The organism is Achromobacter sp. JCM 18799, from assembly GCF_055395645.1.
On record NZ_AP043866.1, the window covers coordinates 1406242 to 1431645 of the forward strand.

Sequence of the window (25404 nt, forward strand, 5' to 3'; positions counted from 1 at the left end):
GTCAGTCTCCTCTTGGAATTCAGCGATGCAAGTCGCCGTAGTGTTCGTGCAGGCGTTCTATGTTCTGCAGACGTTCGCGCGCGGCCGCCCCGAGTTTTCGGGCCAGGGCCGAGCACAGATGATTGATGACGCTGGTGGCCGCGACGTAGGAATCGAACACGGCCGCGCCGCTGTTCACGCATCGCAACACCAGGTCCGAGCGCGCGGGCAATTCGGTGGCGGTGGGATCGGTCAACACCACGACCTTCGCGCCCACCCGGTTCGCATGTTCGACAATGGGCTTGAGCAGCGTGACGCGACGCCGGAAATCCATCACCAGCAACACGTCGTCAGGGCCCAGATCAGCCAGATCCTCCGCCAGGTTCAAACCCGCGCCCGGCACCAGCGCGACCCCGTCGCGCAGCTGCGTCAGCAAGGCCCAGGCGTACTGCGCCAGCACCCGCCCATTGCGAAAGCCCGCAATGCAGATGCGGCGAGCGCCAGCGAACAGCTCGATGGCCCGCTCCACGTCGCGGCTGTCCAGGCGCTCGAAGGTCTGCGCCAGGTTCTGCAAGTCCGTGGCCAGATGCTCCGCCAACGCATCCCCCGTCGCGTCCGGCGGACGCACGCCCGCCATCTCATACAGCGGAGACCCACGGTCGGCCTCGTCGCGCGCCTGCGCCCGCACCTCGTTGAAGTTCTCGTAGCCCAGACGCCGGAAGAACCGCCCCGCCGTCGCCTTGGACACGCCCGCCTTCTGCGCCAGCTCGGCGCCCGAATAGGCCGCGATATTGCCCAGGCACTCCAGGGTCACGCTGGCCAACCGCTGCTCGCTGTCCGTGAAGCTGTCCTGCAGCGCGAGGATGCGCTCCTGCAACACCGAAGTCATGATGATCCCGCCTATGAAACTATGGTTTCAGAAATATATTCCCATGAAACTTTAGTGTCAATGCAAAATTTGGATCATCGAAGCCGCGCTCAGGAATGGCGCTTGCGGCCCTGCCCGGCGTCGGTCACAGCGCGCCCGCGCTGGTCTATCATGGCTTTTTTCAGACGTGTTGTTGTAAGGAGCGTTACATGATCCGAAAGCTGATCCCTTTCCTGCTGGTCGCCAGCCTGACCGCGTGCGCCAACACCGGCGCCCCGCGCTCATCCAGCGCGCCGGCAGCGTCCAGCTCCTCCAGCTCCTCGTCCGCTGCTGACGCCGGAACCAGCTATGGCGGGTCGTCCTACGGTTCTTCGTCGTCCATGGGCGGCGGCAAGACCTGCGACGCATCTTCGCTGCAATCCCAGATCGGCCAGAAAGCCACTGCGTCCGTGATGGAAGACCTGCGTACCCGCAGCGGCAGCAGCACTGCGCGCATGCTGCGCCCAGGGCAGTTGGTCACGATGGAGTACAACGCTACGCGCTTGAATTTGATCGTGGATGATAAGGACGTCATGACCGCGATTCGCTGCGGTTGATGACCAAAGGCGGGGCCGGCGCAACGCCGGCCCCGCGCTACGCCTGCGGCGGCCTGACCGCCGGCGGCACATGGGGCAGGAATGCCCCCGCCACCTCGAAAGCGCATTCCTCGCGCGCAATATCGATCACCCGGGCCACCACCGGGTTGACGATGTTCTTCTTGTGCACCGCGTAGTAATTGATCGTGGGCAGGTCGGGCTGCACGTCCAGCTGGCATAGCGCGCCGCGCTCCACCAGCGGCGCGAAATACGCACCCGGCAGATAGCTGATGCCCAGCCCCAGCATCGTCAGCTGCGCCATCATTCCCAAACTATTACAGGTCAGCACGCGCTTGACCGGCAGGCCCTGTTCCGCGAACCAGGCATCGTACAGATGCGACAAGGCCGAATTGGTGGGTTGCGAAATCACCGGATACGGCGCCAGGTCCTGCGGCGTCAGCTTCGCGGAAAAATCGATGTCCAGGGCCGGGCTGGCCATCCAGACGTTGGTGACCGCGCCCAGGTGCACGCAATCGTATTGGTAGCCCCAGAACGGGCCGGGCATGATGGCCAGGTCCAGTTCATCCTGCTCCAACCTTTCGTACAGCGTGATGCCGCCGTCGATCTCCGGCATCAGCTGCACGCGCGGATAGCGCAGGCTGATCTGGCTGATCAGCCGCGCCAGCCAGGTCATGCCCACCAGTTCCGTTACGCCCAGCCGCACCACGCCTTCGAAGCTGGCCGGATCGGCCATGTTCTGCACGATGCGGCTATTCAGGTCCAGCATCTCGCGCGCCAGCTCGTACAGCTTGCGGCCCTGCGCGGTCATGATCAGCTTCTTGGCGCGGCGCTCGAACAGCGGCGCGCCGGCGAAGGCTTCCAGTTCGCCCACCCGTTTGGCGACCGCCGACTGGGTGGTGTGCAATTTGCGGGAAGAAGCGCTGAAGCTGCCCAGCTGGGAACTCCAGTAGAAAGCCTCTAGCTGTTTGAGGGTGTACATCGCGGCGGTCGATGCGAAGCGCATGGAAACCCTCACCTTACCATCATGGCAACGCCCGCCGCCCCCGCCTCAGCCGCGCGGATGCAGGATGTCGGCCAGGAAGCGCTGCGCCCGCGGATGCGAGGGCGCGCTGAAGAAGCGCTCGGGCGTGTCCATCTCCAGGATCTCGCCCGCGTCCATGAAAACCACCCGGTCGCACACGTCGCGCGCAAAGCCCATTTCGTGGGTCACGCACACCATGGTCATGCCGTCCTTGGCCAGGCCCTTCATCACCTGCAGCACCTCGCCCACCATCTCCGGGTCAAGCGCGCTGGTCGGTTCGTCGAACAGCATCACCGGCGGCTGCAAGGCCAGCGCCCGGGCGATCGCCACGCGCTGCTGCTGGCCGCCCGACAGCGAACCCGGATAGGCGTCGATCTTGTGCTCCAGACCCACCCGCGCCAGCAGGCCGCGCGCGAGTTCCACCGCCGCTTTGCGCGGCTGCTTGCGGATGCTGACGGGTGCAAAAATCACGTTTTCCAGCACGCTCATATGAGGAAACAGATTGAACTGCTGGAACACGAAACCGATCTGCTGGCGCAGCGCGTTCAGGTCCGAACCCTTGGCGTAGATGTCCTTGCCGTCGATCAGGATGCGCCCCTTCTCGATCGGCTCCAGCCGGTTGATGGTGCGGATCATGGTCGACTTGCCCGAGCCCGACGGGCCGCAGACCACCAGCACCTCGCCGCGCGCCACCGAAAGATCCACGTCCTTCAGCACATGATGCGCGCCGTACCACTTGTTCACTTTTTCAAGATTGATCATGTTTTGTTCCTTCAAGCCATGGCGCGCGAGCGGCGGATACGCAGGTCCAGCCAGCTCAGCCCGCGGCTCAGGCTGAAGCACACCAGGAAATAAATGATGGCCAGGATGCCGAAAACCTGCAGCGGCTTGGTCAGCACCAGGTTGTTGACCTGATTGGCCGCGAAGGTCAGCTCGTTGACGCTGATGACATAGCCCAGCGACGTCTCCTTGATGGTGGAGACGAACTGGCTGGTCATGCTGGGCAGCACGTTGAACAGCGCCTGCGGCAGCACTACCCGGCGCATCGTGGTCCAGTAGCCCACGCCCAACGAGCGCGAGGCCTCGATCTGGCCGCGCGGCACCGCCTCGATGCCTGAGCGGATCACTTCCGACAGATAGGCGCTTTCATAGACCACCAGCGCGAAGATCAGCGTCCAGAAGCCGCTGATCACCTGGCCGGTCAGCTTGGGCACCACGAAGTACGCCCAGAAGATCAGCATCAGCAGCGGCATGCCGCGCACCACGTTGACCAGCGCCTTGCTGGCCGTGCGCAGCCAGCCGTAGGGGCTGACCCGGGCCAGCGCAATCAACAGCGCCAACGGCAGCGACAGGGCCAGGCCGCAAGCGGCCAGGATCAGCGTCAGCGCCAGGCCGCCCAGCGGCCCGTTGGGATATTGGCCGACCAGCAGCGTGGGCCAGTATTGAGACAGTAGATCAAGCACCGTGGCCTCCCCGGTTCAGGCGATAGCGGTCATAGACGCGCGATCCAATCAGCATGATGAGGAACGATCCCAGCAGGTACATGATCGTGGCCGCGCCAAAGGTGGCAAAGGTGCGGTAGGTTTCGTTTTCGATCTCGCGCGCCTGGTAGGTCAGCTCCATCACGCCGATGGCCATGGCCACGCTGGTGTTCTTGAACAGCAGCAGCGCGCGCCCCACTAGCGGGGGAATCGAAATCCGCACCGCCTGCGGCACAATCACGAAACGCATGCATTGCAGATAGCTCGCGCCCAGCGCGCGGGCAGCCTCGAACTGCGTAAAGGGAATGGCGCGCAAACCGCTGCGGATGTCCTCCGCGATATAAGCGGCCGACCCCAGCGCCAGCGCAATCGCCGCCAGCGACATCTCGGCGTTGTGCTGGTACAGCCACATGCGGAAACCTTCCGGCAGCAGCTCGGGCATGCCGAAGTACCAGAACAGCACCTGCACCAGCAACGGCACGTTGCGGTGGTATTCCACATAGGCGTCGACCAGCCAGCGGCAAGGCGCCAGATTGGTCGCGCGCACCACCACCAGCGTCACCGCGATGGCAAAGGCCATGACCCAGGCAACCAGAAACAGCTGTACGGTCACCGCCATGCCGCTCAGCAGCAGCTGGTATTGGGAAGCGTCAAGTAGGCTCATAAAACAATCAATCTCCTGCTATCGCGAGGCTCAGGCCAAACGCCACGGGTTCCGGCCGCCCGCTGGATGCGGCGCCGGAACCCGTGACGTGGGACTCGCGGTGGTACTTCCGGACCCTGCTCAGCCCGCGATCGGGCCGATCTTGAAGCCGCGCTCCAGCTTGTACGGCGTCTCCGGACCAAACCACTTGTCGAACAGCTTGGCGGCCACGCCCGAGGCCTCGGCCTCGTCCAGCGCCTGGTTCACCGTTTCCAGGAAACGCGGCTCCGTCTTGCGCACGCCCAGGCCCCAAGGCTCGTCGAACACCGACTTGGCGATCACGCTGACGGGCGCCGTGGGCGGACTTTGCAGCACCAGGCGCACCAACACCAATTCGGAAGCGAACTGCGCGTCCACCTTCTTCTGCTGCAGGGCCAGATAAGTGGCCGAGCTGTCGCCATAGCCAATCACCTGCGACTTATCCAGGATGCGCTTGATCTCGCGTTCCGAGCTGGAACCCTTGGTCGCGCCGATGCGGCGGCCGTTCAGCGATTCCACCGTCTCCAGGCCCGAATCCTTGCGCACCAGCAGCTTCTGCGGGCTCACGTAGTAGGCGTGGCTGAAAGCGATCTGCTGCGCGCGGTCGGGCGAAAAACCCAGGTTGGCCGCCAGGATGTCGACCCGACCTTCATTCAATTCCGGCACCCGCGCCGCCACCGACAGCAGCTTGTAGCTGATCTTCACGCCCAGCTTGTCCGCAACCAGCTTGCAGACATCCACGTCGTAGCCCACCAGCTGGCGCGTCGCCGCGTCCTGGAAGCTGAACGGCTGCGACGTGCCCAGCGTGCCGCAAATCAGCTCGCCGCGCGCCTTGATGTCATCCACCTGGTCGGCCTGGGCCGAGGCGCCCAGGACCAGCGTAGCCAGGCCCAGGCAGGCAGCGAAAAGAGTATGGCGTTTCATGCTTGATTCCCCTTGTGTGGTTGTGTGGTTGTGTGGTGTACGGAATGCCCGCCCTGCCCTCAGGCCAGCTTGGCGCAGGCTTCCCGGATGGCCGAGCAGCCCTGTTTGATATCGTCCAGCGACGCCGCGAACGACAGCCGGAACGTGCCCGGCGCGCCATAGGCATGGCCGTCGATCACGGCCACGCCGGCTTCGCGCAGCAGATAGTGCGTCAGGTCGGTATCGGTCGCGATCACGTCGCCCGCCGGCGTCTTCTTGCCCAACAGGCCCGAGCAGTCCGGGAACACGTAGAACGCGCCCTGCGGCACGACGATCTCCAGGCCCGGCGTACCCGCCAATTCCGCAATCGCCAGATCGCGGCGCTGGCGGAACACCTGGGCAAACTCGGCCACGCAATCCTGCGGACCCGACAAGGCCTCAAGCGCCGCCGCCTGACTCACCGACGACGCGCCCGACGTGCTCTGCGACTGCAGAATCGCCATCGCCTTGATCAACTCGTCAGGACCCGCGCCGTAACCGATGCGCCAGCCCGTCATGGCATAAGCCTTGGACACGCCATTGACCACCAGCGTGCGCGCCGCCAGCTCCGGCGCGACCTGCAGCGGATGCACCGTCGGCTCGTCCGTGAAATTCAGGCGGGCGTAGATATCGTCCGTCATCAGCCATACATGCGGATGGCGCTTCAGCACCTCGGCCAGGCCGCGCAGCTCGTCCGCAGTGTAGACCGAGCCGGTCGGATTGCTGGGCGCGTTCATCATCAGCCACTTGGTGCGCGGCGTAATCGCGCGCTCCAGCGCCTCGGCCGTGACCTTATAACCCGTCGCCGGCGTAGTCTCCACCGCCACCGGCACGCCGCCATTGACCAGCACCATGTCCGGGTACGACACCCAGAACGGCGCCGGGATCAGCACCTCGTCGCCATCATTCAGCGTCGCCGCCAGACCGTTGAAGATCACCTGCTTGGCGCCCGTGCTGACGATGATGCGCCCCGCTGGATAATCGACGCCCGTCGCTTCCAGCAAATGCTGGGCGGCGGCGCGGCGCAGCGGCACTGTGCCCTGGGCCGGCGGATACTTGGTTTCACCGCGGTTCATGGCGGCGGTGGCTGCCAGGCGGATGTGCTCCGGTGTGGAGAAGTCCGGCTCGCCGATGGTCAGGTCGATGATGCGACGGCCCTGTTCGCGCAGTTCGGCGATGATGGCGCGCGCAGCGACGCTGGGCGAAAGTTTGATGCGCTTGATGCGGTCAGCGACGATGCTGGTGGGCTGCGGGGTTTGGGTTTGGCTCGGGGTCTGGCTCATTTCGCGGCTCCCGTCTTCTCAGCCAAAGTCTTCTCCAGCCAGGGCTTGGTATAGGTGCCGGCGCGCAGCTTTTCCTTCGCCACCGCCTCGTCGGACTCCTTCTTCTGAGCCAAAGCCAGCACGGCCGCCGCATGCTCGGCGGGAATCACCACCACGCCATCCGCGTCACCCACCACCACGTCGCCCGGGTTGACCACCTGGCCACCCACCGATACCGGCACATTGATCTCGCCGGGACCATCCTTGTACGGCCCCTTGTGCGACACGGCCCGCGCATAGCAACCGAACTCGCCCTGCGCGAACACATCCAGATCGCGCACCGCGCCATCGATCACAAAACCTTCAATGCCGCGCGACTGCGCATCCATCATCATCAGTTCGCCCACCAGCGCATTGCTGGTATCGCCCGCGCCATCGACAACAATCACGTCGCCCGCGCCGCCCAGCGAAATCGCCTTGTGGATCATCAGGTTGTCGCCCGGCCGGGTCTTTACGGTCAGCGCCAGGCCCACCGTGCGCTGATTGCAGGCATGCAGCGGACGCAGCCCGCTGACGCCATACAGGCGGTTCATGCAATCGCTGATCTGGGCCGAGCCGATGGCTGCGAAACCGGCTAGCACGTCGGCAGCGACGGCCGGGCCGGTACGGGGAAGAATGCGGTATCCGATGGGATTCATAAGTCTGGGGTAAATGCGTGGACAGCGTTAAGCGAACACGCATTACAAGGCCCCAGGGGGTGTTCCTCAAAACGATATAAATTCCCGGTTATGTAGGAATTTTATTCGTGGATGATGGCGGATAGGGTTATCCCTTGTTCGCACTTGGGCGTTTGGTCGCCGCCGTTGGGACTGCGCACCTCCGCCAACGCCACTGTCGGAAGGAGAAAGTGATGTCCGCGTCGGCCTCGGCATCAACTGCCCCGCTTGGTATTCCGGTGGCAAGTGGCTGCGATCGCGCGAACGCAATTCCGCCCACCCGGACCAGGGGTCAGATACGGTACCTTTTTTCTGGCGTGGGTCTGCCGGGAGGAGTGGCAAGGGCCCATCGGGCGTATGCCAGAGGCATAGGCGTTTCCCAATGGTCCGGGTCACGGGCTGCACGGCACGCCATCGTCCCTGCCCGTCGCTTGCGATCATTGCGAAATCGCCGGATTTATTTAGCCACGCCGTCAACTCACCGACTTGGTCTTTGGTAATGCAAAAACCGAACGCGGGCATGAACATCGAAATTGTAGTCTGACACCAATTTTTCCCGGCACAAAAGACGAGCGGTTGACGCCGCAACTCCCAGCAGATCCCGCCCTATCTGCTTGTGCGCAGGCCGAAACGCGTCGTGGCCATCATCCTGACACGGCTGGACGAATTGACGGATGGGGTGTGCAGCACGCGCATATCCATCAAGAAAACATCGCCAGCCCGTCCCGACATCTCGATGATCTTGGTGTCGGACGTGCTGAGAACAGCTTCGAGATCCCCTGGCGATTTCAACGATCCACGAAGCCTCCCAGCCGCTACACCCGCCACGCGATGAGAACGGGCCAGCGCTAAAGTTGCGCCCCCGTGTTCAACAACGTCGTCGATCAGATAGAACACCTGGATGCCGGGGATCTCAGCCCCGGATTTCGCAGCCAGGTCAACGTGCCAGTTCAGGCTGCCCAGAGACCAAGGTCCTTGATGAGGCAGCGACAGCAAGGGCTGCGTGCCTTGGCCGGATTGCGGGGCTCTGCCGGTCAGGTCAGCAATTACGTTGCGAATTTCCGCCGTGTTCAGCGTTTGATCCAGATCCGCAATCTTCACCATCGAGGATAGCTTTGCGATCTGCTGAAACGGCGACAAATTGTTCAGTGAACTGCCAAGACTTTTTCCGCCGGCCCAGACCTTGAGCCGCGATAGCTCTCGCAGAATGCGCTCCCGAAGCGGCGTCAGACAGCGCTTGGAATGTGCACCGCTCAATCGTAAGTACCCTTCGTTATGGAAGAAGTCGAGCTCTGATTGATTGAGAGTTCTGCCTGTCATGTTCGAGATTTTCGTGTAAGGGCTTCTGTCTGGAAAGTCATAAACGTCATTTCCAAACTCGGTTTCGGGAGCCATCGTGGCGACTGACACGGAGCAACGTAAAATGTCAGGTCTCCAGCCTCCACTTGCTTCCCTTATGAACCTTGAACGACTGCGCCGCGAATTTCCCGACTTCGACATAGCAACCCTGCCGCCCCTGCCCGAAGGGTATTTCGATACATCGAGCTACATCGACGCTGCTCCCTCATTCGAGAACGAGGAGCGCAGCTTGAAAGTCTATGTCGACTACGCCAACTACGCCGACCGCGAATCCGGCAGAAGCCAGCGCTTCTGCGTTTCGCGCTACGACGAAGAAGCTGGCGACTACGAAGACGTCGCCCTGTCGACGAACGATTGGGCCGAAGTCTTGCGGTTCCTGACCGCCTGAACGCCCTCGCCGGGGGGATCGGTTTCCGCTCCGATCGTCGGATGATCGCCCCCGCGACCGCTTGCGTTTCCATGGCCTTTCTTGATTTCGGCGGCTGCTGTCGAACCTCGATGAGAATTGTAGTCTGACACCCATTTAAGTACGCGACGCCCATGCTGTTACCACTAGCTTGCGATATCGGTGAGGGGCGTGGCGATTTCAGTCAGGCGTTGCCCGTCGTTGCCATCCTCGACTCTCCAGCCTTGGGTGTTTAACACCTTCCGTATCTCATCGGCTTTGGCCCAGTTCTTTGCCTCTCGGGCTTGAGCGCGTTCACCGAGCAGCGCCCGGATACTTTCCGGAATGTCAGACGCTACTGGCCTCCAGTCGCGTAACCCGAGGCCCAGTACCAAATCAAAGCTGTCCACAGTCGCTTTCAAGGTGGCAGGCGGGAGCTCGCTCTTGACGAGTTCCCATAGCACGGCCAATGCCCTCGGCAGATTCAAGTCATCATTCAATTCGGCGTTGAAGCGCGCGGCGAAATCCGGATCGATGCGGCCACCGTCCGGCCAGCCGGAATAGAGCTGCCGCAGCCGGTTCAACGCGGTCTGCGCTGCAACAAGAGACGCCCAACTGAAATGCAGCTTGCTCCGGTAGTGAGCTGTCATGCACAGGTAGCGGTAGGCAAGCGGATCTATGTTCCGACTGCGCAAGGTCTGCAAGCGCACAAAATCCCCGCTCGACTTCGACATCTTGCTGTCGGCATTGAGTGTCAGAAAATGTCCGTGTATCCAGAAGTTCGCAAGGCGAGTGCCGTAAGCTGCCTGTGTTTGCGCAATTTCGTTGCTGTGATGCACGGCGATATGGTCTTCTCCGCCACAGTGGATGTCGAACCAGATGCCGAGATGTTTCGCCGACATGGCCGAGCACTCAATATGCCAGCCCGGAAATCCACGCCCCCATGGGCTATCCCATTCCATCTGCCGCGCTACGCCCTCCGGGCTGAACTTCCATAACGCAAAATCCGTGATGTTCCGCTTCGCGCCAAGTGCTACGCGCTTGCCCGCCTGCAGGCCGGCACGGTCGAGCCGGGCCAGAAAGCCGTAGTCATCCTGCTTGCTTGTGTCGAAATAAAGACCGTCGTCGGTTTTATACACGTAGCCGGACCGGTCCAACTCGCCGATAAACGCGATCTGTTCGGCGATGTGATCGGTCGCGCGGCACCATACCGTCGGCTCCAGCAAGTTGAGGGCATGCCAATCGGCAACGAAGGCCTCGGTGTAGCGCTGAGCAATCGCATAGGCGGACTCCCCGGTCCGCCTGCTACCTTTTTCCATCTTGTCTTCGCCTTCGTCGGCATCCGAAGTCAGATGACCGACGTCGGTGATATTAACGACATGACGGACCTCGTAGCCGTTGCGTATGAGTACCCTGCGCAGAATGTCTTCAAACACATAAGTTCTTAGATTGCCAATATGCGCGTGGTCGTAGACGGTGGGTCCGCAGCAATACATGCCGACGTGGCCAGCGTGGATAGGCGTGAACGGGCGCACGGTACGCGACCAGGTGTCATACAACGCAAGTGGCATCAACTCTCTCCGCATCGAAGGGTGCAGGCAAAAAACAAAAAAGCCGCCGGTTTTGCAACGGGCGGCCAGAGGCGATTGATTCAACGTATAGCTAATTGCTAGGCGCAGTTTCCCCCGGCACGTTCTGACAACATGCACGGACCAGCGAAAAGAGGGATTTGGAGCGAGTAGCCATGTCTGCAATCCTAGCGGCTTTGGGTTATGCAGGTCAACACAGGGGAATGACCGGCTTCCGCGATATCTTCCGAATGACCGTTCGTGGCCGAAAACAGACATTTGTAAGCGATCCGACTAAACGCATCGACAATCCATACATGTACATTCTTTCCCACAATTCGGGCTTGCTCAGGCGGTAATCTGTATTTCACGCAATCGCTGTTTCACGGTCGTCAAGCGGAGTATTGGCAAAGACGTCGGCCGATTCGATTCGATTGCGTCCCGCCGTTTTTCCCCTATACAGAGCGACATCCGCCTGCCGAAGCGCATCCTCCAGCTCATGCACACCATGGAACGGCGGCGAAACTCCAATGGTGACCGTGCAGCGCAGCACATCGTCGGAACCCGTCACTTTGATTGCCCGGTTCTCAACGCTGGCACGCAGACGTTCCGCGAAGTGGATTACACGGTCCCCATCAGCTTCCAGGAAAACAGCCACAAACTCTTCCCCGCCTATGCGTCCCGTCAAGTCACCGCTGCGAACCGTGGAACGAAGTATGTCCGCGACTTGGCAGATCACTTCATCGCCAGCTTGATGCCCATAGGTGTCATTGATAAGCTTGAAATGGTCGACGTCCAACAGCAGCAATCGAGCCGCCCCGGCATTCCGAGAATTAAAAGACCGGGTGAGCGCCTCCTGGAGTCCTCGGCGATTGAGGAGATCCGTCATGGGATCGCGCGCCGCCATATTGCGCAGGCTATCCGTCAGCCGCCGCAGTACCAGCCAGACAATGGAAGGTGGGACTATGGTCGCCAGGGTCGACATGTAGATGTAGAAGATCATCTGAAATCGACTATCCATATGCAGCGCATCCAGGCCGCCATCTACGATTTTCAAGAACTTCAGCGCATTCAGAATGCAGATTCCGCCTATCAGGAACGCGAAGAAGAACATCTCCCCGTGCAGATCTTTCGCGAAAGTGCGAACGCCATAGATCACGGTTATGGTCATTGCAAAGAAGAGCACGCTCGCCATCGCCGCAAGCATTGCGTAACGCGCGGTGGGTCCTGCGCCCCATTGCACCAGGCATTGCGCAATGCCATAGACCACGGAAAAAATGATCAACGTGCGCCACAATCGGACCTGACGCCCAAAGAAGCGCATGGCGCCTAGCCAGTAGGCGATCGGGGCAGCCAGCGTGAGGGTGTGATTAACGACGCTCATCACACTCCAGGCGGGTCCGCCTTCAACCAGTTGCAGGATATAGGCCAACGCCAACAGGAGATTGCCCGCGGCGAAAAAGTCCATTCCCATCCTGTTGCCGGGCAAGCGGCGGCTAATCAGCAAAAACATGCCCGAAAAGCACAATAGATGTGCACACAGCATGGCAACGAGAGTGGATGCAACCATAACCTTGACGTGGAGAAACGGAAATAATCCTGCGCTGGAGCCGCTAAATCATAGGCAGCGACATTAACCAGGGAAACCCGAGCCAGGTCAAGTGCAACGTGCGACTTGATCGAGCGAAAAATCAAACTCAAAGCGGCACGCGCACGTCGAAATCACGCGGATAAATCCTCAGGGTGTGATTCCCACGTGACGCAATCCGTGGAGGACTGCCACTTGCCGGTAGCAGACCAAACGGCGGTTACCGACCTTCGAAATCTCGGCAGTAGTCGGCAACGAGACCACCTACCCTACGACAGCTCGTTCCAGCGGCAGGGTAAAATGCGCCCCCCATGCGCTACTCCGACTTCGACCAACGCCTCGCCGCTCTCGGCGCCCTGCCCGTCCACCGTGGCCGCCTCGTGCGCGTCTGGCTGCAAGGGCAAGCGCTCGACACCGGCACGCGACGCCGGAGCGCCGAGCACTTTCTGCCTCTCGCGCTACGTGACGCCGTCCCGGCTTTGACGGCGGAGCTGGACGCCCTCGCCCGCGTCCGCTCCGAACACGCAGGCAACGACGGCTCGCGCTTGCTGGTCGAACTCGCCGACGGGCAGATGGTGGAAAGCGTGCTGTTGCCGCGTGACGGACTCTGCGTCTCCACCCAGGTCGGTTGCGCGGTCGGCTGCCGCTTCTGTATGACCGGCAAGAGCGGCCTGATCCGCCAGGTCACGAGCATGGAAATCCTGGCCCAGGTCGTGCTGGCGCGGCGTCAGCGCGTAGTGAAAAAAGTCGTCTTCATGGGCATGGGTGAACCGGCGCACAACCTCGACAACGTGCTCGAAGCCATCGACCTGCTCGGCACCGAGGGCAATATCGGCCACAAGAATCTCGTGTTCTCAACCGTGGGCGACCTGCGCGTGTTCGAGGCCCTGCCGCAACAACGCGTCAAACCCGCGCTGGCGCTGTCGCTGCACACAACCAAGGCCGAACTGCGCACACACCTGCTGCCGCGCGCGCCGAAAATTGCGCCGGAAGAACTGATCGAACTGGGCGAGAAATACGCTCGCGACACCGACTATCCGATCCAGTATCAGTGGACGCTGCTCAAGGGCATCAACGACGGCGACGACGAACTCGATGCGGTCGTGCGTCTGCTGAAGGGCAAATATGGGGTACTCAACGTCATTCCCTTCAATAGCCTTGAAGGGGATGACTACCAGCGCCCCGAAACCGAGCGCATCCACGAGATCGTCCGCTCCCTGCAAAGCCGTGGCGTGCTGACCAAGGTGAGAAATAGCGCTGGGCAGGATGTGGATGGGGGCTGTGGGCAGTTGCGGGCTCGGGCTGTAGGCGCGGAACAGGTGGTTGAATTGCGGCGCAAACGCGCTGCAAAGCTGGACGTTGCATAGGGCGGGACTATCCGCCTCTAACCCAGGGCAACCTCTTCGAGAATTCCGAGCGCGGCCCGCTGCGGACTTCAACGCCGCAGGAAAAACAGGCGTCAAACTACAGCCTCGGTTATGAAATCGTAGTCTGACGCTTTAATCCTGACACTTTGATCTCTCTCTGAGACGGGAGAATATAGAATCAATTTTCGATGCAACCCGGCGTCGATCGCGTTACGAGGCTGCTCTAACCAAACCTCCACCTTGCGCGCAACCATCGATCTTCGTAAAGGTGTAAACGGCTTTGACGAGCGTACTTCGCGCCACGACCATTCCACCGCATGCAGCTTCGGGTGAGGCATTCCAGTTTCCCCATACCTGTTCGCCGTCCTCTTCATACATGTCCTGGCGGGAGTACAGAATGCTCTTGACATGTACGGTCTGATCTTTCTCTTGCTGTTCCATATTTCCTCCAGAATCATTGGGACAACTTACCGTCGGTGCATTGACCCATCACACAGTTGACTTGCGGCTAACAGCCACCTTCGTAGTTCCACTTCATGTTTGCCGTAACTTCCCCAGCTACGACGAGGTCATAAACGTCTTGGCTCGTGAAGACTTCTGGTTGCACAATCCGACCGATCATGCCGCACTTGTCCCGCGTTAAGAAGACGCTCGGGTACGGCGTTCCTTGGGGTCCGCTACCTGCGTTCTTCAGAAATATGGTCAGGGCCGCCGAGTGTGAGCGTTTATTATTTTGCGTCGCGTTGTACTGCGTGTAAGCAGCTTGCACGCCTGTCCAGATACGCTCGCCGCCATCCGCCGTGGTTTTGATACGCTGGAGGGTAATCTTGATATCGGAGATGACCATGCGAAGTTGTCCATCGGGCAGTGTGTATTGATAATCAGGCGCTGCAATGACCTTCGATTTTAGTATTTCGTAGTTCCCCGGGCCGGCGGGGAGCTGACCGTAGTCGGGAGATCCTGGTTGTACAACCGCCAAGGCACCACTCAGCAGCTTGGGCATCGGCGCCGCAAGTAACGGAACGAACTCTTGATCTTTGACAGCAGCCTTGCTCTGTGGAGGCGCGCCAAGTACGTTGGCCTGAAGTAGAGTGGATGCGGCTACGAGCATTGCCAAATCACGGACGATTTTCTTCATCGCTGCATTCTCCTAGTGTGCGTTAAACGCGGTGATCGCCGGGGCCTCTTCCCGCTTCATTCATCCAACATTGCCGTTCACTCGCTGTCATCGAAAAGAATCTATATCGGCAAAGTTCTCGCGCCGCGCTCCGGCCGGAGGGAAAGGGCTCGCTTTTGGTAACTCACCTAATTTCGGAGGCTCTTGACATCGAATCCTATCTACAACGAAGACTCTTGGCATACCTAATATTGAGTATGCGCGCTCTGAACCGCTGTGGCCTGTTGCGCGCGCCGTTGGCGCAGTCCTTTCAGCCAAAAAACAGTCTGAATCGACTATTTCGAGTCTAATGCCGACCATATCGTCTGCTTTGATTCGGATCGCGATATTGATCAATCGCATCCCTGGCAACTCGATTTCGAACAAGTCAGATAGCGCCGAACTTTCAGTGGCTTGGCACTCTTGGGGGAGCTTCCAATCTCGTTGTGCGGCCCAGCGCAGTTGCAAGTTGGAGCTTTGCGGATCGGATGCCCTCCCGCACCAAGTGTTTTCAACCCATGAGGAAGACGATGGCGGATAGATCTCTAACAGATTCCAAGTTCGAACAGTAGCGAGATGGCCTTAACCGCGCTGCGGGCAACGCCAAGCGGAATTCGTGGGGTTGTGAAATCCAAATGGCGGTCAACGAATACAACCAGCATTTATCGGGCAAGGCTGGCAATGTTTCCCTGGATTGGAAATTGATCAAGGCCATGGTTTGGGTCAAAACAGGCGCCGTGCAACCGCTGAAACCTCTGGCATTTTGCCTATTGGCACTGGCATCTCTAACTCGCGCCATGGCCACCGATAAGGTGCGGACCGAACGGGATCTGTACGTAGTCTGTTCCGCGGACTCCCAAGCCGGGATGCGGGATTGCCTGGCCCGCAAGGCTGACGAAAGTGTGAAGGCGCTGGCGGCAGCGCAGGAGGCAGTCGCCGAAACGCTGGGAAAGTGGGATGAGGAACGACAGTACGTGGATCATGCCAAGGCGCGACTAGCTGCATCCAATCAAGCGTTTCCAGATTACCGTTCGGCGCAACGCGAGTTGTCCGCGTCGTTGAGCGGCGGCGCGGCGGGCAATGCGTACGAAATGGGCAAGCTGGCCTGCGTGACGGAACTCAATAAGCGCTGGGCCAGGCAACTGCGTGACGCCGTAGCGGATCTGCCCTTGAAATAGCGTATGCGCGTGTGGCACCCGTCCATGCGTCGCCGCACAGCCAGACGGCCAACGCGCCCTCATCGGCTTTTTGCAATCACATCGCTCATGTATTTGTTCAAATCACGAAAATCCTGAACAGTCCAAGAGTGCGGCGCCAGCTTTACGCCGTTCTCCCTCAACGTTCTCGGAATCAGGTCTCCGTTCGGACGAAGGATTACCGATGAGACGATGACGCCCGGATAGTCATTGAGCCGCTTCTTGAACGCAGCAGTTGTGAGATCGGGCGTGGGAGGATTGCTTTTCTTGGCCAAAGGCCCCGTACCCTTGATATCTGCGCCGTGGCACATCGCGCATCTCTGCGTGTAGAGATTCTTCCCGTTGATGCTTTGTGCGAAGGATGGCGATGGTTGACTCAACACCAACGCTCCCAGCGTAGCGATGAGCAATTCTCGTGCTTTCATTTGGCCTTGTCGTATCACGCAAATTGGCGGGTGCCGAGTATAGACCCGCAAGCGTGAAATCGCCGCTCTTGGCGGAAAGCAGAAATTTCGCAAGGTTGGAGCAAGTCCATCAACGGCTTACATCGCCAGGTTGCCAGACCACACGAAGCAACGCCCGCGCTTGGCAATTGCTCCTGCCTTCAATCATCCCCTCCCCCTGACGCATTCCTCGCCTCCGCCAGCGCCACCGTCAAATGCATCACCTTCTTCTTCAACTGATCCCTTTCATCCGTCAGCCGAGTCAGCAATTCCCGTAGCCGCGCCACCTCAGCCGGCAAATCCGCAATATTCTCAATAGGAATATCCGGCACAGCCTCCCGCGGCGGCGGCGCCTTGGCCTGGCGGACTTCCCGGGCAGCCTGCTGCAATTCCTTCCTGCCGCCAGCCACGGCCGCAGCCTGCCGCTCCGGCGGCAACGTCGCCACCGCCGCCGCAGCATTGATGGAGATAGCCCCATCCTTGACCGCCCGCACCAATTCCGGCGCCGCAGCCTTCTGTATCTTCTCGATCTGCCCCAAGGTATTGCTGCTGATCCGCGCAGCCCGAGCCAGGGCCTGCCGGCTCAGCGCCTGCGACACGACTGCGGCAGGCAATGGCGGCGGTTCGCCGGAGTCTTCATCCCAGGGGGGATCGTCGGGCGCGGGCGCGGCGGCTGTGCGCGCTTGAAGGATTTCTTTTTTACGCAGCGCCAGCACCCCGCGCTGGAAGTCCGACACGCTGCGCCGGCCCAGGTGGTTTTCGATCATCCAGAGGTGCACGTCCTCGATGGATTTGAACGAGGTGTTCTGGCGGGTCTCGAAGGGGATGCCGTGCTTCATGCAAAGGGCATGGCGATTGTGGCCGTCGACCAGCAGGTCGCCCCATAGCACCAGGGCGTCGCGGCAGCCTTCGGCGAGCAGGCTGCGTTCCAGCGCTTCGCGCTCGTCGTCGGTCAAGGGGTCTATGTAGGCGCGCAGGCCCTCGTCTATCCTGATTTCCATGGTGTCCAAATACGGTTACGCCCAGGTCCGGTACGCCATAGCAATACGCGGCCCCTGGCATCTGTCCTAAGCCAGCCCCTGCCCCCGCAGCACGTCCTGAATCGCCGCCAGGCGCGCCACGGGATCGGTCATGGCGAGCAAGGCGGCTTTGTCGTCGGGCGGCAGCGGCAGCAGTTCGCACCAGCGGTCGGCGACCCAGCCGCTGTCATCCAGCCGGAACGGCGGGCCCAGGGGCATTCTTTCGGGGGACACGCCATCTTGCTGCCATTGGGCCACCAGGCGTCCCAGCGCGTCGGCGCTGGGCTGCATGGCGGCCGGCACGGGCGCGGGCGGGTCGTCGGGGATGGGCTCGGCCTGGCCCATCCAAAGGCCGTATTTTGCCACCTCGCTGGAAAGCAGCCGGAAGCGGCTGGTGCCGACGCAGCGCAGCTCCAGCAGGGCCGGCATGGGCGCGTCCCAGTCTGCGATGCGCGCCATGGTGCCGACGGGGGCCAGGGTCTCCACGCCTTCGGGGGTGCGGACCTCTTGGCCCGACAACAGGCCGACCACGCCGAATTCGCTGCCGTCCGCGATGCAGCGGCGGATCATGTCCAGGTAGCGCACCTCGAAGATGCGCAGGTGCAGCACGCCTGCGGGGAACAGCGCGTTGGATAGCGGAAACAGCGGGATCAGAGACATGGCGGCCTCCTATTTCACGATGAATGCCTCGTCGACGGGTACCTGCATGGCGGTGACCATGGCGTTGGTTTGCGCGGCCATGCCGATCACGCCCAGCAGTTCGGCATGCTGGCCGTCGGTCATGCCCTTGGCGCGGGCGGCGGCGGTGTGGGAATGGATGCAGTAGGAGCAGCCGTTGGCGGTGGACACGGCGATGTAGATCATTTCGCGCACCAGCGGCGAGAGTTCGCCGTCGGCCATCATGACCTGCTTGAGTTGGCCCCAGACCCGTTCCAGCTGCGGCGGATCGTTGGCCAGGGCGCGCCAGAAGTTGTTGACGAAGTCCGACTTGCGCGTGGCGCGGATGTCTTGGAACACTGCCCAGGCTTGCGGGTCTTGGCGGACTTCCTCGTCGGACAGCAGTTTTACGGTGCTCATGCGGCGCTTCCCTGAAACTAGTTCAAATCGATGAAAAGACATGTCACGCACTCGCCATATCGCGCGGCGCGGCCTTGCCCTATGATGTAGCGCGGTCCGCGGCGCTCAGACGCTGCGGCCGTCGTACGGGATGCGGGGCCAGGCGTTCAGATCCACGTTTTCCAGGCAGCGCACGTTCACCGCGGCTGTCTCTTCGCCCTTGGCGCCCACGCCGAAACCGAATGGCGCGCAGCCGCAATTGGCGCAGAAGTGGTGTGAAATCACGTGCTTGTTGAACCGGTAGGTCGACATGCCGCTGGCGGGCGTGGCAAGGCGCACGCTGGCGCGGGGCACGAACCACAGCAGATAGCCTTTGCGGCTGCAGTGCGAGCAATTGCATTCCAGTACCTGGGACGGTTCGCCATCGACTTCGAACGCGATCTGTCCGCAATGGCAGCTTCCTTTCAGCATGGCCGGGCTCCTTTGTACGTGGGGTCAGGCTTCCATCATAGAGCGGCGCCGCCCTCCTGGCACTGTCCGCCCGTCACCCTGGAGACATCATGCCCCAACTATCCGCCTACCTCAGCTTTGACGGCAATTGCGCCGAGGCCATGCACTTCTACGAGCGCGTGCTGGGCGGACGGATGGAGGCCATGATCCGCTATGCTGACGCCCCGCCCGACGCCGCCATGCCGGTCTTGTCGGACGAGGACGCGGGCCGTATCATGCACGCCCGCCTGGGCCTGGACGAGCAGACCCTGATGGGCAGCGACGCCACCGCCGGGCATCCCTATCCCGGCAAGCAGGGCGTGGCGCTGTCCCTGGCCTATCCCACGGTCTCGGACGCGCAACGCGTCTTCGATCTGCTGGCCGAAGGCGGCAGCATCACCATGCCCTTGCAGAAGACTTTCTGGGTAGAGGCTTATGGCGCGCTGATAGACCGCTATGGCACGCGCTGGATGGTCAGCGGCGGGCGTGTTTCGCACTAAGAACCAGGAACAAGGCGGCGCACCCGACTGCCGCCATTCACGGAGCAAGACTCGATGACGCACGGAATACATGGCAAGCAACGCTGGTGGGCGCTGATGGTGCTTTGCCTGGGCGTGTTGATGATCGTGCTGGACACCACCATCGTGAACGTCGCCCTGCCCTCCATCCGCGAAGACCTGCATTTCACCGAGACCTCGCTGGTCTGGGTGGTGAATGCCTACATGCTGACCTTCGGCGGCTTCCTGCTGCTGGGCGGCAGGCTGGGCGACTTGTTCGGCCACCGCCGCATGTTCCTGGCGGGCCTGGTGGTCTTCACGGTGGCGTCGCTGGCCTGCGGGCTGGCCCAGGGCCAGACCCTGCTGATCGCCGCGCGCGCCGCGCAGGGCCTGGGCGGCGCGGTGGTGTCGGCGGTGTCGCTGTCGCTCATCATGAACCTGTTCACCGAAACCGGCGAACGGGCGCGCGCCATGGGCGTGTATGGCTTTGTCTGCGCGGGCGGCGGCAGCATCGGCGTGCTGTTGGGCGGGCTGCTGACCAGCGCGCTGTCCTGGCACTGGATCTTCCTGGTCAACCTGCCCATCGGCGTGGTGGTCTATGCGCTGTGCCTGCGGCTGATTCCGGCCGCGCCGCCTGCCGCCGCGGGCGCCCGGCTGGACGTGGCCGGCGCGCTGAGCGTCACCGCCTCGCTGATGCTGGCGGTGTATGCGGTGGTCAATGGCAACGAGGCCGGCTGGACGTCGACGCAATCGCTGACCCTGCTGGGCGCGGCGGCCGCGCTGATGGTGCTGTTCCTGACCATCGAGGCGCGCGTCGAATCGCCGCTGATGCCGCTGGGGCTGTTCCGCCTGCGCAATGTGGCCACGGCCAACATCGTTGGCGTGCTATGGGCCGCGGCGATGTTTGCGTGGTTTTTCGTGTCGGCGCTGTACATGCAGCTGGTGCTGGGCTACAGCCCCATGGAAGTCGGCTTGGCCTTCTTGCCGGCCAACCTCATCATGGCGGCGTTCTCGCTGGGACTGTCGGCCAAGCTGGTGATGCGCTTTGGCATCCGCGGGCCGCTGGCCATAGGCCTGTTCATTGCCGCGCTGGGGCTGGCGTTGTTCGCGCGCGCGCCGGCGGACGGCAGCTTTGCCGTCGACGTTCTGCCCGCCATGCTGTTGCTGGGACTGGGCGCGGGCGTGGCCTTCAACCCGATGCTGCTGGCCGCGATGAGCGATGTGGAACCCAGCCAGTCCGGCCTGGCCTCGGGCGTCGTGAACACGGCTTTCATGATGGGCGGCGCCCTGGGGCTGGCGGTGCTGGCCAGCCTGGCCGCAGCGCGCAGCGCCGGGTTGGCGGCGGCTGGCGCGGCGCCGACCCTGGCGCTGAATGGCGGCTATCAGCTGACCTTCCTGGCGGGCGCCCTGATCGCGGGGCTGGCCGCTGCGCTCAGCGCGCTACTGGTGCGCACACGCAACCACGAACTATCGGTCCAGGCCGATTCCGGCCACTGAAGCTGATGGCCGCATGGCCCCGGCGCGACCGCCGCCGGGGCTGTAGCGCCACTACTTGCGCGGCATCCAGTTCTCAGCCAGCTTCACGAAGGCGCTCGCGCCGATCGGCAGCAGCGCGTCGTTGAAGTCGTAGCTGGTGTTGTGGACCAGGCACGGGCCTTCGCCATGGCCGGGTTCGCGGTGGTCGCCTTCGCCGTTGCCGATGAAGCAATAGCTGCCCGGCACCTCTTCCAGCATGAAAGAGAAGTCCTCGGCCGCCATGATGGGCGCCTGCACCAGCACGCGCTCCTGCCCCACCACCTGGGTCAGCGCGTTGCGCATGAAGGCGGTCTCGGCCTCGTGGTTGATGGTCGAGGGATAGTGCCGCGTAAAGACGAATTCGCATTGCGCGCCGAACATGCCGGCCACGTGCTCGGCGATCTCGCCCATGCGGCGCTCGATCAGGTCCAGGGTTTCGCGGGTGTAGGCGCGCACGGTGCCGCGCAGTTCGCAGGTGTCGGGGATGACGTTGACCACCCCGCCCGCCTGCACCGTGGTCACGGAGATGACTGCCGTCTCCAGCGGTTTCTTGTTGCGGCTGATGATGGTCTGGAAGGCCTCGATCATCTGCGCCGCCGCGGGGATGGGATCGATGGACAGGTGCGGCATGGCCGCGTGGCCGCCCTTGCCGCGCACGGTCACATGGAATTCGCTATTGGACGCCAGCACCGGCCCCGCGGACGAGGCGAAGCAGCCCACCGGTATGCCGGGCATGTTGTGCATGCCGAACACGGCTTCCATGGGGAATTTCTCGAACAGGCCGTCGCGCATCATCTCGCGCGCGCCACCGCCGCGCTCTTCGGCGGGCTGGAAGATCAGGTAGACGGTGCCGTCGAAGTTGCGATGGTGCGCCAGATGCTGGGCCGCGCCCAGCAGCATGGCGGTATGGCCATCGTGGCCGCAGGCGTGCATCACGCCAGGATGCTTGCTGGCGTGGCTGAACTGGTTGACCTCGTGCATGGGCAGCGCGTCCATGTCGGCGCGCAGTCCCAGCGTGCGCCCGGAGTCGCCGTTGCGGATCACGCCCACCAGGCCGGTCTTGCCGAAGCCGCGATGCACCGGGATGCCCCAGCTTTCCAGCAGCTGCGCCACCAGGTCGGAGGTGCGGTTCTCTTCGAACGCCAGTTCCGGATGCGCATGGATGTCCCTGCGGATGTCGCGGATGGACGGGGAGTTTTCAACAATCTCTTCGATCAGGTTCATAAGCTGCTGCGGGCCCCGCAAGCGGAGCCCCGAATACCAGGGTTGGAAGTAGGAGGTTCAATCGGGCTTGATGCCCAGCTTGCGCAGCACGGGACCGGAAGTGTCCCGCTCGGCCGCGACGCGCTGGGCGAAGGCCGCCGCCGCCAGATGGTACGGCAAGGAGCCGTGGCTGGCGTACATCAGCTTGAGCGCGCCGTCCTGCTGCGCGCGGCCGATTTCTTCGTTGAGCCGCTGCACGATGGCGTCCGGCGTGCCGGCGCGCGCAGCCACGCCCAGCCACACCGCGCCTTCGAAGCCGCGGAAGTTGCTGGCGGCCAGCGTGGGCGTCTTGCCGAAGGCGGCGTCGGGCACGGTCTCGCTCATCGCCAGCGCGCGCAAGCGGCCGTCCTTGACCATGGGCTCGACCAGCGCGGTGCCGGCGAAATAGATTTCGGTATCGCCCGCCAGCACCGAATTCAGCGCGGCGGTGCCGGTCTTGAACGGGACGTGCAGGATGTCGACGCCGGCCTGTTCACGCAGCATCTCGAACAGCACGTGGGGCGGGCTGCCGTTGCCCGAGGACGCGTAGTTCAGGCGGCCGGGCTTCTGGCGCGCCAGCGCCAGCAGCTGGTCCAGGGACTGGGCTTGCAGCTTGTCGTTGACCGTCAGCGCCATGGGAATGACCGCCAGCGGACTGACGGGCTGCAGGTCGCGCGCCGGATCGTAGGTCAGGGCCGGGAAGATGTAGGGATTCCACACCAGGTGGGCATTGGTGACCAGGGCCAGCGTGTGGCCGTCGGCCGGCGCGGATTTGAGCTGCTGCATTGCCAGCATGCCGCCAGCGCCCGGCTTGTTTTCGACCACGACGGGCTGGCCCAGGGAGCGGTGCAGGCGTTCGGCCAAGGGCCGCGCGAACAGGTCCGGCAGGCTTCCTGGGCCGCCATTGACCAGCAGCGTCACCGGCCGCGCCGGCCAGGTTTCCGCGCTGGCCGCAGGACTCGCGGCCAGTGCGGCCAGTGCGGCCACCGCCGCCACGCAAGCCGCGACATGACGCAGAACCGGACGCAACAAGGGCCGTCGGGCGGGCATTTCGGGCAGGTTGCCGGTGCGCGGACCGGTACGCCGGACGTCGTGTAGCCGTATCACTGTGCTTGTCTCCTGGGTGCGCCAGCCGCCGGCTCGGTGCCGGTCGTGGTCTCGACGCTTTTTTTCTACGATAAGCAGCATAAATCTCGGCGTCAATAATTTTTATCGAGATTTTTTGAACGCAGTGATAAAGTAGCTCCCATGTCAGACGGCGCCACCCTCCCCCCGCTCGCCCATTCCGCCTCGGCCAACACCCTGGTCGGCGCGGCCTATGTCAACCTGCGCCGCGACATCATCCAGGGCGTGCATCCGCCGGGTTCCCGCCTGCGCGTCGAACACCTGAAGGACGATTACGGCGTGGGCGCAGGCACGCTGCGCGAAGCGCTGGCGCTGCTGGTGTCGGACGCGCTGGTCATCGCGCAAGGACAGCGCGGCTTCCACGTCACGCCGATTTCGTTGGAAGACTTCCGCGACATCACCGAGAACCGCGTGCTGCTTGAAACCCAGGCCCTGCGCCAGTCCATCGCGCTGGGCGACGACGACTGGGAAAGCGCGGTGCTGGCCGCCTTCCATCGGCTGAGCAAGGCCGAACAGCGCCTGGCCGCCGACCCCGACACCCGCTTTGAAGAATGGGAACAGCGCAACCGCGAATTCCACCGCGAACTGATCCGCGCCTGTCCGTCGCGCTGGCTGCATCATTTCCTGGGCATCCTGTACCAGCAGGCCGAGCGCTACCGCCGCCTGACCGTCACGCGCAAACCCATCGCGCGCGACCTGGACGATGAGCACAAGGGCATCCTGGACGCCACGCTGGCGCGCGATGCCGACCGCGCCTGTGACCTGCTGGCCGCCCACATCCGCCTGACCTACGACGCCGTGGCGCGCCTGCCGCCGGACCTGTTCACGCCCGATTGAAAACCCGCAGGCCCGAGGCCGCGCCGTTACGTCGCGCCGGTTCGGTGCTGCGCGAGTACGTCGTGCATGGCCCGCGCGGCGCGTTCCAGCACCGGCACCGCGCGCAGCAGGTCGTCCAGCATCACGCGCGCCGTCGGCGCATGGCAGGCCACCGCCGCCACCACGCGGTCGTCCGCGTCGCGCACCGGCACCGCCACGGCGCTCATGCCGCGCACGAATTCCTCGTTATCGATGCCGATGCCGCGCGCGGCCAATCTTTCGAGCTCCTCTTCCAGCCTGGCCGGGTCCGTCAGCGTGCGCGGCGTGTTGCGTGTCAACGGCAGGCGCGCCAGCACCCGCCCGCGCTCCAACCGGTTCATGGACGCCAGGAACAGCTTGCCGCTGGCGGTGCAATGCATGGGTACGTGGCTGCCCACCGCGAAGAACAGGCGTAGCGGCTCGGCGGTTTCCACGCGTTCCATGTAGACCACGCGGTCGCCGTCGGGCGCGGTCAGGTTGCAGGTTTCGCCCAGGGTACCGACCAGCTGGGCCAGGACGGCGCGGCAGGCGCGCGTGAAGGCGGAGGCGCGCAAGGTGGCCAGCGCCAGGGTGGCTGCCTGCGGCCCCGGCACGAAGCCGTTCTCGGTGGGCGTGGCGGCCACGAAGCCGGCGCGCTGCATGGCCGCCAGCAGGCGCATCAAGGTGGTCTTGGGCATATCCAGCCGCTGCGCCAGTTGCGCCAGCGTGGGCGGATGCTGGGCGCGCGCCAGGTGGTCTAGCACCACCAGCGCCCGCAGCGAACGCGCGGCCTCTTGATGGCTGGCGGCGTCGTCGGCCTGCTGCGCCGATGTTGCACCGCGATTTTGAAACTGAATCTGCATATTCTGTTCCACTTTTCCGCCCCTGCGCCTGTTGTGCTTTGCTCTGCGCGCGCGCTTCCTAGAATCGCCTCAAATGCCGCAGCGCCCAGGCGCCGGCATCGATCCAGTATATAAGTGCGCCCCACAACGACAAGCAGGGTTAACGCGCCATAGGC

Annotated in this window: 28 protein-coding genes; 7 read left to right on the forward strand and 21 right to left on the reverse strand. The window is 62.8% G+C overall.

The window, feature by feature from the left end; translation table 11 throughout:
- Positions 1-19 precede the first annotated feature (19 nt).
- On the reverse strand, positions 20-868 hold the full coding sequence (locus tag ACZ5YA_RS06710) for a MurR/RpiR family transcriptional regulator (protein WP_082400960.1): 849 nt from the start codon (positions 866-868) through the stop codon (positions 20-22).
- Positions 869-1056: 188 nt separating this feature from the next.
- Here ACZ5YA_RS06710 and ACZ5YA_RS06715 point away from each other — a divergent pair, with 188 nt between their 5' ends.
- On the forward strand, positions 1057-1443 hold the full coding sequence (locus tag ACZ5YA_RS06715) for an I78 family peptidase inhibitor (protein WP_059380390.1): 387 nt from the start codon (positions 1057-1059) through the stop codon (positions 1441-1443).
- Positions 1444-1480: 37 nt separating this feature from the next.
- Here the strand turns inward: ACZ5YA_RS06715 and ACZ5YA_RS06720 are convergent, their stop codons facing one another.
- The 8 genes from ACZ5YA_RS06720 to ACZ5YA_RS06755 form a co-directional block, all read right to left on the reverse strand.
- Positions 1481-2446 carry a LysR family transcriptional regulator gene (locus ACZ5YA_RS06720; RefSeq protein ID WP_118934272.1) on the reverse strand — a complete coding sequence of 322 codons (966 nt, stop codon included), beginning with the start codon at positions 2444-2446 and terminating at the stop codon, positions 1481-1483.
- Positions 2447-2491: 45 nt separating this feature from the next.
- Entirely contained in the window at positions 2492-3226 is a 735-nt protein-coding gene (locus ACZ5YA_RS06725; RefSeq protein ID WP_118934270.1) for an amino acid ABC transporter ATP-binding protein, read from the reverse strand.
- Between the two features lie 11 nt (positions 3227-3237).
- Entirely contained in the window at positions 3238-3927 is a 690-nt protein-coding gene (locus ACZ5YA_RS06730) for an amino acid ABC transporter permease (RefSeq protein WP_013394168.1), read from the reverse strand.
- Complete coding sequence (locus tag ACZ5YA_RS06735) at positions 3920-4609, reverse strand: amino acid ABC transporter permease (protein ID WP_118934268.1); 690 nt, start codon at positions 4607-4609, stop codon at positions 3920-3922. The genes ACZ5YA_RS06730 and ACZ5YA_RS06735 overlap by 8 nt, the downstream gene beginning before the upstream one ends.
- A gap of 120 nt (positions 4610-4729) precedes the next feature.
- A complete protein-coding gene (locus ACZ5YA_RS06740) occupies positions 4730-5551 on the reverse strand; it encodes an ABC transporter substrate-binding protein (RefSeq protein WP_165867950.1) in 822 nt (273 codons plus the stop codon).
- 59 nt (positions 5552-5610) lie between these two features.
- The gene (locus ACZ5YA_RS06745; RefSeq protein ID WP_464092226.1) at positions 5611-6852 is read right to left on the reverse strand and encodes an aminotransferase class I/II-fold pyridoxal phosphate-dependent enzyme; all 1242 of its coding nucleotides are present in this window, start codon (positions 6850-6852) and stop codon (positions 5611-5613) included.
- On the reverse strand, positions 6849-7529 hold the full coding sequence (locus tag ACZ5YA_RS06750) for an RraA family protein (RefSeq protein WP_118934265.1): 681 nt from the start codon (positions 7527-7529) through the stop codon (positions 6849-6851). The genes ACZ5YA_RS06745 and ACZ5YA_RS06750 overlap by 4 nt, the downstream gene beginning before the upstream one ends.
- A 624-nt stretch (positions 7530-8153) precedes the next feature.
- Complete coding sequence (locus ACZ5YA_RS06755; protein ID WP_464092227.1) at positions 8154-8942, reverse strand: phytanoyl-CoA dioxygenase family protein; 789 nt, start codon at positions 8940-8942, stop codon at positions 8154-8156.
- A gap of 61 nt (positions 8943-9003) precedes the next feature.
- Between ACZ5YA_RS06755 and ACZ5YA_RS06760 the strand changes: the two genes are divergently transcribed.
- A complete protein-coding gene (locus ACZ5YA_RS06760) occupies positions 9004-9294 on the forward strand; it encodes a hypothetical protein (RefSeq protein ID WP_059380392.1) in 291 nt (96 codons plus the stop codon).
- Between the two features lie 164 nt (positions 9295-9458).
- On the opposite strand, the gene cysS is transcribed toward ACZ5YA_RS06760, so the two are convergent.
- Both cysS and ACZ5YA_RS06770 read right to left on the reverse strand, forming a co-directional pair.
- Complete coding sequence (cysS, locus tag ACZ5YA_RS06765) at positions 9459-10862, reverse strand: cysteine--tRNA ligase (protein ID WP_464092228.1); 1404 nt, start codon at positions 10860-10862, stop codon at positions 9459-9461.
- A 364-nt stretch (positions 10863-11226) separates the two neighbouring features.
- Positions 11227-12429, reverse strand: coding sequence for a GGDEF domain-containing protein (locus ACZ5YA_RS06770; RefSeq protein WP_251879851.1), 1203 nt, complete (start codon positions 12427-12429; stop codon positions 11227-11229).
- Positions 12430-12758: 329 nt separating this feature from the next.
- On the opposite strand from ACZ5YA_RS06770, the gene ACZ5YA_RS06775 reads away from it, so the two are divergent.
- On the forward strand, positions 12759-13814 hold the full coding sequence (locus tag ACZ5YA_RS06775; RefSeq protein ID WP_464092229.1) for an RNA methyltransferase: 1056 nt from the start codon (positions 12759-12761) through the stop codon (positions 13812-13814).
- A gap of 210 nt (positions 13815-14024) precedes the next feature.
- Here ACZ5YA_RS06775 and ACZ5YA_RS06780 read toward each other — a convergent pair whose 3' ends face one another.
- Entirely contained in the window at positions 14025-14255 is a 231-nt protein-coding gene (locus ACZ5YA_RS06780) for a hypothetical protein (RefSeq protein ID WP_464092230.1), read from the reverse strand.
- 67 nt (positions 14256-14322) lie between these two features.
- Entirely contained in the window at positions 14323-14952 is a 630-nt protein-coding gene (locus tag ACZ5YA_RS06785; RefSeq protein ID WP_464092231.1) for a hypothetical protein, read from the reverse strand.
- Between the two features lie 653 nt (positions 14953-15605).
- Between ACZ5YA_RS06785 and ACZ5YA_RS06790 the strand changes: the two genes are divergently transcribed.
- A complete protein-coding gene (locus ACZ5YA_RS06790; protein ID WP_464092232.1) occupies positions 15606-16148 on the forward strand; it encodes a lysozyme inhibitor LprI family protein in 543 nt (180 codons plus the stop codon).
- A 59-nt stretch (positions 16149-16207) separates the two neighbouring features.
- Here ACZ5YA_RS06790 and ACZ5YA_RS06795 read toward each other — a convergent pair whose 3' ends face one another.
- The 5 genes from ACZ5YA_RS06795 to ACZ5YA_RS06815 form a co-directional block, all read right to left on the reverse strand.
- Positions 16208-16591, reverse strand: a complete 384-nt coding sequence (locus tag ACZ5YA_RS06795; RefSeq protein ID WP_306637296.1) for a cytochrome c — start codon at positions 16589-16591, stop codon at positions 16208-16210.
- 179 nt (positions 16592-16770) lie between these two features.
- Positions 16771-17610, reverse strand: a complete 840-nt coding sequence (locus ACZ5YA_RS06800) for a hypothetical protein (protein WP_054453784.1) — start codon at positions 17608-17610, stop codon at positions 16771-16773.
- A 66-nt stretch (positions 17611-17676) separates the two neighbouring features.
- Positions 17677-18288, reverse strand: a complete 612-nt coding sequence (locus ACZ5YA_RS06805) for an LON peptidase substrate-binding domain-containing protein (protein WP_059380398.1) — start codon at positions 18286-18288, stop codon at positions 17677-17679.
- 9 nt (positions 18289-18297) lie between these two features.
- Positions 18298-18705 (reverse strand): carboxymuconolactone decarboxylase family protein, encoded by a 408-nt coding sequence (locus ACZ5YA_RS06810; protein ID WP_464092233.1) that lies wholly within the window; start codon positions 18703-18705, stop codon positions 18298-18300.
- Between the two features lie 105 nt (positions 18706-18810).
- Entirely contained in the window at positions 18811-19155 is a 345-nt protein-coding gene (locus ACZ5YA_RS06815) for a GFA family protein (protein WP_059380400.1), read from the reverse strand.
- An 89-nt stretch (positions 19156-19244) separates the two neighbouring features.
- On the opposite strand from ACZ5YA_RS06815, the gene ACZ5YA_RS06820 reads away from it, so the two are divergent.
- A complete protein-coding gene (locus ACZ5YA_RS06820) occupies positions 19245-19673 on the forward strand; it encodes a VOC family protein (protein WP_059380401.1) in 429 nt (142 codons plus the stop codon).
- 54 nt (positions 19674-19727) lie between these two features.
- On the forward strand, positions 19728-21167 hold the full coding sequence (locus ACZ5YA_RS06825; RefSeq protein WP_059380402.1) for an MFS transporter: 1440 nt from the start codon (positions 19728-19730) through the stop codon (positions 21165-21167).
- A 51-nt stretch (positions 21168-21218) separates the two neighbouring features.
- Here ACZ5YA_RS06825 and ACZ5YA_RS06830 read toward each other — a convergent pair whose 3' ends face one another.
- The gene (locus ACZ5YA_RS06830) at positions 21219-22409 is read right to left on the reverse strand and encodes a M20 aminoacylase family protein (protein ID WP_118934251.1); all 1191 of its coding nucleotides are present in this window, start codon (positions 22407-22409) and stop codon (positions 21219-21221) included.
- A gap of 57 nt (positions 22410-22466) precedes the next feature.
- Entirely contained in the window at positions 22467-23534 is a 1068-nt protein-coding gene (locus ACZ5YA_RS06835) for a Bug family tripartite tricarboxylate transporter substrate binding protein (protein WP_464092234.1), read from the reverse strand.
- A gap of 141 nt (positions 23535-23675) precedes the next feature.
- Here ACZ5YA_RS06835 and ACZ5YA_RS06840 point away from each other — a divergent pair, with 141 nt between their 5' ends.
- Complete coding sequence (locus tag ACZ5YA_RS06840; protein WP_187774106.1) at positions 23676-24389, forward strand: GntR family transcriptional regulator; 714 nt, start codon at positions 23676-23678, stop codon at positions 24387-24389.
- 26 nt (positions 24390-24415) lie between these two features.
- Here ACZ5YA_RS06840 and ACZ5YA_RS06845 read toward each other — a convergent pair whose 3' ends face one another.
- Positions 24416-25249, reverse strand: a complete 834-nt coding sequence (locus ACZ5YA_RS06845) for an IclR family transcriptional regulator (protein ID WP_373429128.1) — start codon at positions 25247-25249, stop codon at positions 24416-24418.
- Between the last annotated feature and the right edge of the window lie 155 nt (positions 25250-25404).

Excerpts from the sequence above, each read along its gene's own strand:
- ACZ5YA_RS06710 (WP_082400960.1), bottom strand. The coding sequence starts at position 868 with ATGACTTCGGTGTTGCAGGAGCGCATCCTCGCGCTGCAGGACAGCTTC.
- ACZ5YA_RS06715 (WP_059380390.1), top strand. The coding sequence starts at position 1,057 with ATGATCCGAAAGCTGATCCCTTTCCTGCTGGTCGCCAGCCTGACCGCG.
- ACZ5YA_RS06720 (WP_118934272.1), bottom strand. The coding sequence starts at position 2,446 with ATGCGCTTCGCATCGACCGCCGCGATGTACACCCTCAAACAGCTAGAG.
- ACZ5YA_RS06725 (WP_118934270.1), bottom strand. The coding sequence starts at position 3,226 with ATGATCAATCTTGAAAAAGTGAACAAGTGGTACGGCGCGCATCATGTG.
- ACZ5YA_RS06735 (WP_118934268.1), bottom strand. The coding sequence starts at position 4,609 with ATGAGCCTACTTGACGCTTCCCAATACCAGCTGCTGCTGAGCGGCATG.
- ACZ5YA_RS06740 (WP_165867950.1), bottom strand. The coding sequence starts at position 5,551 with ATGAAACGCCATACTCTTTTCGCTGCCTGCCTGGGCCTGGCTACGCTG.
- ACZ5YA_RS06745 (WP_464092226.1), bottom strand. The coding sequence starts at position 6,852 with ATGAGCCAGACCCCGAGCCAAACCCAAACCCCGCAGCCCACCAGCATC.
- ACZ5YA_RS06750 (WP_118934265.1), bottom strand. The coding sequence starts at position 7,529 with ATGAATCCCATCGGATACCGCATTCTTCCCCGTACCGGCCCGGCCGTC.
- ACZ5YA_RS06755 (WP_464092227.1), bottom strand. The coding sequence starts at position 8,942 with ATGGCTCCCGAAACCGAGTTTGGAAATGACGTTTATGACTTTCCAGAC.
- ACZ5YA_RS06760 (WP_059380392.1), top strand. The coding sequence starts at position 9,004 with ATGAACCTTGAACGACTGCGCCGCGAATTTCCCGACTTCGACATAGCA.
- cysS (WP_464092228.1), bottom strand. The coding sequence starts at position 10,862 with ATGCCACTTGCGTTGTATGACACCTGGTCGCGTACCGTGCGCCCGTTC.
- ACZ5YA_RS06770 (WP_251879851.1), bottom strand. The coding sequence starts at position 12,429 with ATGGTTGCATCCACTCTCGTTGCCATGCTGTGTGCACATCTATTGTGC.
- ACZ5YA_RS06775 (WP_464092229.1), top strand. The coding sequence starts at position 12,759 with ATGCGCTACTCCGACTTCGACCAACGCCTCGCCGCTCTCGGCGCCCTG.
- ACZ5YA_RS06780 (WP_464092230.1), bottom strand. The coding sequence starts at position 14,255 with ATGGAACAGCAAGAGAAAGATCAGACCGTACATGTCAAGAGCATTCTG.
- ACZ5YA_RS06785 (WP_464092231.1), bottom strand. The coding sequence starts at position 14,952 with ATGAAGAAAATCGTCCGTGATTTGGCAATGCTCGTAGCCGCATCCACT.
- ACZ5YA_RS06790 (WP_464092232.1), top strand. The coding sequence starts at position 15,606 with ATGGCGGTCAACGAATACAACCAGCATTTATCGGGCAAGGCTGGCAAT.
- ACZ5YA_RS06795 (WP_306637296.1), bottom strand. The coding sequence starts at position 16,591 with ATGAAAGCACGAGAATTGCTCATCGCTACGCTGGGAGCGTTGGTGTTG.
- ACZ5YA_RS06800 (WP_054453784.1), bottom strand. The coding sequence starts at position 17,610 with ATGGAAATCAGGATAGACGAGGGCCTGCGCGCCTACATAGACCCCTTG.
- ACZ5YA_RS06805 (WP_059380398.1), bottom strand. The coding sequence starts at position 18,288 with ATGTCTCTGATCCCGCTGTTTCCGCTATCCAACGCGCTGTTCCCCGCA.
- ACZ5YA_RS06810 (WP_464092233.1), bottom strand. The coding sequence starts at position 18,705 with ATGAGCACCGTAAAACTGCTGTCCGACGAGGAAGTCCGCCAAGACCCG.
- ACZ5YA_RS06815 (WP_059380400.1), bottom strand. The coding sequence starts at position 19,155 with ATGCTGAAAGGAAGCTGCCATTGCGGACAGATCGCGTTCGAAGTCGAT.
- ACZ5YA_RS06820 (WP_059380401.1), top strand. The coding sequence starts at position 19,245 with ATGCCCCAACTATCCGCCTACCTCAGCTTTGACGGCAATTGCGCCGAG.
- ACZ5YA_RS06825 (WP_059380402.1), top strand. The coding sequence starts at position 19,728 with ATGACGCACGGAATACATGGCAAGCAACGCTGGTGGGCGCTGATGGTG.
- ACZ5YA_RS06830 (WP_118934251.1), bottom strand. The coding sequence starts at position 22,409 with ATGAACCTGATCGAAGAGATTGTTGAAAACTCCCCGTCCATCCGCGAC.
- ACZ5YA_RS06840 (WP_187774106.1), top strand. The coding sequence starts at position 23,676 with ATGTCAGACGGCGCCACCCTCCCCCCGCTCGCCCATTCCGCCTCGGCC.
- ACZ5YA_RS06845 (WP_373429128.1), bottom strand. The coding sequence starts at position 25,249 with ATGCAGATTCAGTTTCAAAATCGCGGTGCAACATCGGCGCAGCAGGCC.